At 58.3% G+C, this 7,814-nt stretch carries 6 protein-coding genes; 3 read left to right on the top strand and 3 right to left on the bottom strand.

Features of this window, described 5'->3' with window-relative positions:
* Positions 1-89: 89 nt before the first annotated feature.
* Positions 90-1,052, bottom strand: coding sequence for a TAXI family TRAP transporter solute-binding subunit (locus ACR0JG_RS19175; RefSeq protein ID WP_170397937.1), 963 nt, complete (start codon positions 1,050-1,052; stop codon positions 90-92).
* Positions 1,053-1,294: 242 nt separating this feature from the next.
* On the opposite strand from ACR0JG_RS19175, the gene ACR0JG_RS19180 reads away from it, so the two are divergent.
* From ACR0JG_RS19180 to ACR0JG_RS19190, 3 genes are read left to right on the top strand one after another with little or no spacing between them, the layout of a single operon-like run.
* A complete protein-coding gene (locus ACR0JG_RS19180) occupies positions 1,295-3,685 on the top strand; it encodes an ATP-binding protein (protein ID WP_170425407.1) in 2,391 nt (796 codons plus the stop codon).
* Positions 3,682-4,299 carry a response regulator transcription factor gene (locus ACR0JG_RS19185; RefSeq protein WP_170397932.1) on the top strand — a complete coding sequence of 206 codons (618 nt, stop codon included), beginning with the start codon at positions 3,682-3,684 and terminating at the stop codon, positions 4,297-4,299. The genes ACR0JG_RS19180 and ACR0JG_RS19185 overlap by 4 nt, the downstream gene beginning before the upstream one ends.
* Positions 4,296-5,045 carry a phosphate/phosphite/phosphonate ABC transporter substrate-binding protein gene (locus tag ACR0JG_RS19190; RefSeq protein WP_480571968.1) on the top strand — a complete coding sequence of 250 codons (750 nt, stop codon included), beginning with the start codon at positions 4,296-4,298 and terminating at the stop codon, positions 5,043-5,045. The genes ACR0JG_RS19185 and ACR0JG_RS19190 overlap by 4 nt, the downstream gene beginning before the upstream one ends.
* 127 nt (positions 5,046-5,172) lie before the next feature.
* Here the strand turns inward: ACR0JG_RS19190 and ACR0JG_RS19195 are convergent, their stop codons facing one another.
* Both ACR0JG_RS19195 and ACR0JG_RS19200 read right to left on the bottom strand, forming a co-directional pair.
* On the bottom strand, positions 5,173-6,684 hold the full coding sequence (locus ACR0JG_RS19195) for a heme biosynthesis HemY N-terminal domain-containing protein (RefSeq protein WP_480571971.1): 1,512 nt from the start codon (positions 6,682-6,684) through the stop codon (positions 5,173-5,175).
* A gap of 10 nt (positions 6,685-6,694) precedes the next feature.
* Positions 6,695-7,814: COG4223 family protein (locus ACR0JG_RS19200; protein ID WP_480571974.1), on the bottom strand; the 1,120-nt coding region annotated here is incomplete at its 5' end.

Consider the following 7,814-nt stretch of genomic DNA (forward strand, 5'->3'; position numbering starts at 1 on the left):
TTCGGCCTTGGTTTTTGCGGCCGTCTTGTCTCCGGTTTAGCCCGGATATGAATCGGGGCGCCCCGAAAGGCGCCCCGTGTCAGGTCTGGTTACTGAATCCAGCCTTTTTCTTTGTAGTACTTCTCAGCGCCCGGATGCAGCGGTGCCGACAGGCCATCCGCAATCATCTCTTCTGGTTTCAGGTTGGCAAATGCCGGGTGCAGCTTTTTGAAGTCATCGAAGTTCTCGAAGACCGAGCTGACAACCGCATAAACCGCGTCTTCCGACACGTCAGCCGAAGTCACGAAGGTTGCACCAACACCAAATGTCGATGTGTCACCATCCGAACCTCGGTACATGCCACCGGGGATGGTCGCGGTACGGTAGAAGGAGTTGTCGCCCACCAGCTTGTCAACCGCGTCGCCGCTGACGTTCACCAGTACCGAGTCACAGGCGGTGGTGGCTTCCTGGATCGAACCCGATGGGTGACCAACGGTGTAAACCATCGCGTCGATCTGGTTGTCGCACAGGGCAGCCGACTGTTCAGCCGCCTTCAGCTCGGTCGCCAGTTCGAAATCGTCTGTGGTCCAACCCATTTCGCCCAGCAGCACTTCCATGGTGCCACGCTGACCGGAACCGGGATTGCCGATATTGACGCGTTTGCCCTTCAGGTCTTCGAAATTCGAGATACCCGCGTCGGCACGCGCCACAACCGTGAACGGCTCTGGGTGTACCGAGAACACGGCACGCAGGTTCTCAAACGGGCCGGCTTCTTCGAATTTCGAGCTGCCGTTGAATGCGTGGTACTGCCAGTCCGACTGTGCCACCCCAAACTCAAGCTCGCCTTCGCGAATGGTGTTGATGTTGTAAACCGACCCCCCAGTCGACTCCACCGAACACCGGACCCCGTGCTCTTTCCGGCCCTTGTTGACCAGACGGCAGATCGCGCCACCCGTCGGGTAATAGACACCCGTAACGCCGCCAGTTCCGATCGTGATAAATTCTTCAGCATATGCCGCTGGTGCCATCAGGGCCGCCGCGGCAAATGCGGTGATTGAGGTTTTCTTGAACACTTTGACACTCCTGTTGTCAGTCTTTTTTGATCTGTGGGGTGCCTGAAACCTTTCAGAACACAACAGAAAAAATCGCACTGGAATCAGGCCCCCCGATGATAAAGAGGAAAGCGAAACCAAACAGCAGGTGTCTATACGGTAGATTACGTATAGGCTTGGATTCAGATATAGGGGAAAGAGGGTAACTGATCACATTCTGTGACTGTGATACCGACCCGTGCAGAAGGTCGTTTGGACAAGAATTGAACTACGCAGGGCAACAAGAAATACGCCAGGACCACACTGAGCCAGCCCGCAGGCGAAGATCGCTGCGCGCCACGCTTGCGCTGTGTTTGGGCGGGCTGCAGTTCATCGCCATCCTTTCGGTGATCCTGTCGACCTTTGTCAGCTCGGAGAACGCGCTGTTGCGGCAATCCCGAACATCGCTGAACGAAGTCAGTGTCAATGTCATCGGCCAAGTCAAAAGTTTTCTGAACCCCGCCCGGCAGGCCTTGGATGCAACTCGGCGACTTGCTGAAAATGACGTACTGGATATCAGCGATCCTGGCGTATTGGAAAGCCATTTTTTTCAGCAGCTACAGGTCGCGCCTCAACTCGCAGGGATGTATCTGGCCGATGCGACGGGCAGGTTTGTCTATGTCATGCGCGCGGAAGAGCCCGGACGCTATCGCACCAAGTTCGTTCCGCCATTCCTGCCCGGCACCGCGGAACATCCCGCCGATTTCCAATGGCGCAACGATCAGTTCACATTGCTGGAAACGGCCACTACCCAGACTGACACCTATGAGGCGCGCACCCGGCCCTGGTTCAGAATGGTGACCGAAGCCAAAGCACCGATCTGGACAGAGCCTTATATCTTCTTCACCACGCGCCAGCCGGGGATCACTTATAGTGTCCCCATATTGGACGATACCGGAGCTATCCGTGCCATTTTGGGTGTCGATATCCAGATCGACGCCCTGTCGGGATTCCTGCTGGACATCTGGTCGGAACGACGCGGTGCCGCGCTGGTTCTGAACGAAAATGGCGCGGTGCTGGCGCATCCAACGCTGGTGCTGATCCGGCAGGAAGCACATATGGAAGCGCCCGAGCTGACGCGTGTGGACCAAATCGCAGACCCCATCGCACAAAAGGCGTTCGGAGATGTCGTGCAAACCGGTCTGAGCGACACGGAAGGACCGGTTCATACCGATTTCCAGCTGAACGGTCAGGACTATGTGGCGATGCTGATCGAGGTGTCCGAGCCGGGGCTGCGTTGGTTGATCGGGCTTTATGCGGCCGAGGACAACTTTATTGGCGAGATCAAGAAGAACCGGACGCAAGGCGTCTGGATCGCGCTTGCCATTGCCATTCTGACCGGCGCAATTGGTTTGGCCATGGCCGACCGGATCTATGCCCCTGTGCGCACCTTTGCCAGCCAGAGCCAGCAATTGCGCAGCGGAGAGATCACCACCGAAGAAGGCCTGCACAGCCCCTATCGCGAGCTGGAAGATACCGGCGCGGCTCTGACACAGGAAGTTCGACAACGGCAACGGTTCGAAACCGCCTATGGCCGCACCTTCGATCTGGCCTCGCGCGGGATGGCGCAGATCTCACCCGAAACGGGGCGTTTTCTGCGGACCAACGAACAGCTGTGCGATATCATGGGATATCAGCCGGATGAATTGGAGAAGATGACGCTGGCCGACATCCTGCCGGAAGATGAACAGCAGATCGCGGTCAAGTTCCGCGAAACCTTGCTGCAGGATTCCGAGTTCATCGCCGAAAACCAGTTTATCCGAAAAGATGGATCCCCCATCTGGTTGCGGGTCAATGCCATCCTCATCCGCGATGAAAGCGGGACCCCTGATCATGCGGTTGCCATTATCGACAACGTCAGCGATCGGAAGCAGGCCGAGGATGAAGTAAGCCGCCTCAGCCGCGATCTGTCCCATGTGGCACGGGTCAACCTGATGGGAGAAATGGCCTCAGGGCTGGCGCATGAGCTGAACCAACCGCTAAGCGCGATTTCCTATAATGTCGACGCCGCGAAGATCACGCTGGATGAAATCGGCGATCCCGATCCTGAGGTGATAGAAATCCTTTCGGATATCGACCGCCAGTCGCGCCGTGCGGGCGACATCATCCGCGCCCTGCGTGATGTGGTGCGTAAGGATCGCGGACGTCAGACTCCGTTTGAACTGAACGGGTTGATCCGGCAAACCGTCAGCCTGATGGACGCCGAGGCGAAGTTACACGAGATCAAGCTGCTTTATGAAGAAACCGACCTTCCTCTTGTCATCGGAAACCGGACGCAGATCGCTCAGGTTCTGGTTAACCTGTTGCGCAACGCGATCGACGCCCTGGCCCTGGATCCGGATGGCAAGGGTAAAATCACCATCACTACAAAGACTAGCGATGAACTGGTCGAGGTGCGGGTTGAGGATAACGGGCCCGGGATTAGCGATGGTGTCACCTTGTTCAACTCGTTTGACACCCAGAAGACCGACGGGATGGGGCTGGGCCTGTCCATTTGTCGGACCATCGTCAAAGCCAATGACGGAGCCATTTGGTACGAGCCTACTGAGACGTCCGGGGCGCGCTTCTGTTTCACCCTGCAGCGCCGCGATCAGCCCAAGGAGGATCACGCATGACCTTTGAGCCGCTGGTCGTCTATATCGTCGATGACGATGAAGATGTGCGCGTCGCCTTATCACGCTCGCTCAGCAAACGCGGACTAAGGGTCGAGCATTTTGCCGATGCGCAGACATTTCTGAATCAGGTGCATGAGGACGCAAAAGGTTGCCTGATCCTGGACTATGGCATGCCCGGCATGGACGGGCTGGAATTGCAGGAACATCTGAACCGGCGCGAGTCGACCATACCGGTCATTTTCATCTCGGGTCATGGCGGCATTCCGGAATCCGTGCGGGCCACCAAGGCGGGTGCAATTGATTTTCTGGAAAAACCCTTTGACCTGCAGGTGCTGATCGAACGGATACAGGCCGCGTTTGAAATAGGCGACCGTCTGCGCGCCGAGAAATCGCGACGTCAGATGCTTGCGGATAAGCGCAGACTTTTGACCGACCGCGAGGAGCAGGTCCTGCAACATATTCTGACCCACCCCGCGCGCACGTCGAGCAAAGAGATCGCAACTGCCTTGGGTATCAGCCCCCGCACAGTAGAAATTCATCGCGGGCGCATACAGCAAAAGGTCGGCGTGAAAACCACGATAGAGCTGTATGAACTGTTCGGGCAGATGCAATGATCGCAAGCCTGATGATGTATGCCCGCCCCCAGCTTGATGAGGCACATCTGCGATACTGGAACCTCATCCGTGACAATCTGAAACGCGCCGGGATCGAGAGCCCTGAGCATCTGTCGCAGGACGCCGAGGAATTTTCGGTCTGGCAGCACCCGGAACTGGTGCTGAGCCAGACTTGCGGCATGCCGTACCGGACATGGCTGCACGACAAGGTCGCGTTGGTTGGCACGCCAGACTATGGTCTCGACGGGTGCCCGCCCGGCTATTACCGCAGTGCTCTGGTCGTGCGCGCCGATGATCCACGCACAAATCTGATGGCGTTTCGGGAAGCGGAGTTCGCTTACAACCAGACATTTTCGCAATCTGGCTACGCCGCGCCTTATTGGCATCTTGAGCCGCATGGCTTCTGGTTCAAGCACCGTGTGCAAACCGAAGGTCACCTGAAGTCGGCGCAGTCCGTTGCGGAAGGTCACGCAGATATCGCCGCCCTTGATGCGGTTTCTTGGCGATTGATGGCTGAGTATGAAGAGTTTGCCGCATCTCTGCGGGTGTTAGAGTGGACGGACCCGACGCCTAGCCTGCCTTTGATCACTGCGGAGGGTAACGATCAGCAAGCGATTTTTACAGCGGTTGAACGGGCAATTGCGCAGTTGGATGATGCGGATCGTACTGCCTTGGGGATCAAAGGTCTCGTGAGGATTCCGGCCGAACGTTATCTGGACGTGCAAAACCCGCCGGGATCGGTTTAGTCGTCTTGTGTGCCGGTGTCGCCGACGACTGCCGGTGTCACATAATGGCTTTGGTCGCCCTTGATCAAAATCGGTGGGCCGGGTTGTTTAAGCTGCGGAACGACGCTTTCAACGCCGAGACCGCGCGTTAGGTCTGTCGCGCGACTTCCTCCGTGACCGGCTCGACCTTTCCCTCGATCATGTCCTCTTCGACCGGCTCTTCAAGTGACTCTTCAGCACTTTCTTCAGGTTCCTCTGCCTCTTCAGCCTCTGATTGATCCTCAAGCGCGCCAACGATCAGAGGCAACATATGCACACCCGTCGCACTAGCAATCTCGGGCGTCTGAGGCGTCTGCCAGCTGAGCGTATCGAAGCTGCCGCAGTTCTGGCACACCGGTCCCCATTCAGGCTGAATGTCGTGGCAATTGGTGCAGACCCATTGCGGCCCGCGCGGTGCGTTCAGCGCCTTGGCCAGCCAACCCTGAACCACCGCGTCCGAGGCGCCCTCGCCCCGTTCAATCGCAGCCATCAGCGTGTAGGCCCGTGCATCCCCCTGCTTTTCGACAACATCACCCAGCGCGCGTCGCGCTTCGGGGAAGTCTTCGGCTACGATGTTCAGCTCGGCCAAAATCAGGCGTGTTTCCATATTCTCTGAATGAATGCGGGTCAAAGCGGTGAAACGCTTGATCCGCTGTTCAGGTGTTTCGTCTGGCACAATCTCGGCAAAGGCATGGGCCAGATCGGGGTGAGGTTGCACTTCCCACGCCTTTTTCAGAATCTTGGTGGCTGCACGCGGTTTGCCCTTTTCGATATAGGCGCGCGCGGCCATGGCGGCTGCCGGGACAAGATCGGGTGAAAGGCGGTTTGCCTCAATCGCATGTTCCTGCTGTTCGACCGTCGCCGTGTCGTCCAGCAGCACTTTGGCCTCGGACAAAGCCAGGACTGCGTCTCGCCGTTTGAACACGTCGCGCGGCAAGTACCCGGCCTTCAGCTTCGAGGTCAACGTGGACCGCGCACCGGCCCAATCCTGCGCCTTGGTCTGCAGGTTCAGCAGCACATCCTGCGTCTCTTCATGCCGGGGCTTCAGCGCCAGAGCCTTTTCGGCCAGCTTGCGTGCGGTTTCATCATCACCCTCGGCCAGCTTTTGTTTCATGATCCCACGCACGCCAACAAAACGCGTCGCATTGTTGGTTACCAGCTTCTTGTAGGTCTCGGACGCTTTTTTGGTATCGCCGGTCATCTCGGCCGCTTGTGCCACCAGCAGATTGGTAAGCTCGGGCTTGTTCAGCAGCTTTTCGGCCTTGCTGGCCTTGGTCATCGCCACGCGCCCCTCACCCGAGGCGAGCGCCATCAACCCATCAGCCAGCGCCTGATATCCGCGCTGTTCACGGCTGCGATCAAAATAGCGCGACAGGGCGGTTTCATCACCGTTGAGGAATTTCAGCGTCGCAATCAGCAGCGTCAGAAGTTTGAAGAACAGCCAGACCGCAAACACCAACACGCCCAGCGCGATCACCGATTGCAGCGGCCCCAGCGTGTATTCGGTTCCGGCGACGGTGATCTGTACGCCGCCTGATGATTCCATCAGAAACCCAGCGCCCATGGCCAGCAGGCCTATAATCGCAACAAAAATAAGGATCTTTAACAATGACCACAGCATGGCAGGTCCTTCAGTTCGAGTTCAGGCTTGAAGCAAGCGTGTTTGCGGCCTCGACGGCAGAGACCCGCGTCTGCGCCGCCTGCTCCCAATCCGCCAATGCAGTCTGCGCCGCCTCAGGCAATGCTTTCAGTTCGGTCAGCGCCTTTGCGACGTCTCCATCCGCCAAGGCCGCCTGCGCGCGCGACAGGATCGCATCCGGATCGTCGCCCTCTTGCGGCGTCACCGACCGCGCGCCCGTCTGGCGCTGCAGAAAAGCCACCAACCCGGTGCCTTTGTCGGCATCCCGGGCATCCGCCAACGCCGTGCGTGCCGCAGGGGCAAACGAACTGCGCAAGGCCGAAAGCGTTTCGATCCCGTCCTTCGCGGAGGAGGCCAAGGTATCCGGCACGTCGACCCCACCGGCCTTCAGTTCCGAGACCAGATCTTCATAAGGTTGACCGGCGTCCAACTGGCCATGCAGACGCGTCAGGATGGCCGCGTTAGTTGCAGCGCGGGCCTCGGCCGAGGCTTTGGCCTCAAGCGCCTGCGCGTCCGAGACCATCTTTTCCACTTCGCTGCGCTGCGCTGCCAGGGAATCTTGCAGTTTCTTCAACTCGGCCTCAAAGGCTGCCGTCGCTTCGGCCGAGACATTTGCCTCAAGCGGTTGCTTCTCAAGCGCGGTCAGGCGTTCCTCAAGTGGGTCGACCTTACCGGCCAGGCCATCAACGCTGGTTTTTACGGCACCCAGATCGCTTTCGACCGGCGATAGCTTGTCTGACAAAGCCTTGATCTGATCCGAGAGGCCTGAGACATCGGGGCCATCAGCAAGAGATTTTGTCAGTTGGGCAATCTGATCGGATTGTTCCGACAGCTTCTTTTCAAGCGCGGCGATTGCGTCCGAGCTTTCTGCCCCGCTTGACAAATACCCGCCGCTGCCCACGGCAAACCCAATTCCGGCCGCGACAATGCCGCCCAGCAACGCCGGAACAAACCCGCCGCGCTTTTCTACAGTGCGTTCGATCACCTTTTCTTCGGTCGGCTCGGCCCTGTTCAGGGCTTCGGCTTCGGCTTCGGCTTCGGCTTCGGCTTCGGCTTCGGCTTCGGCTTCGGCTTCGGCTTCGGCTTCGGCTTCGGCTTCGGCTTCGGCTTCG

The sequence above is a fragment of the Ruegeria sp. AD5 genome (assembly GCF_056542345.1).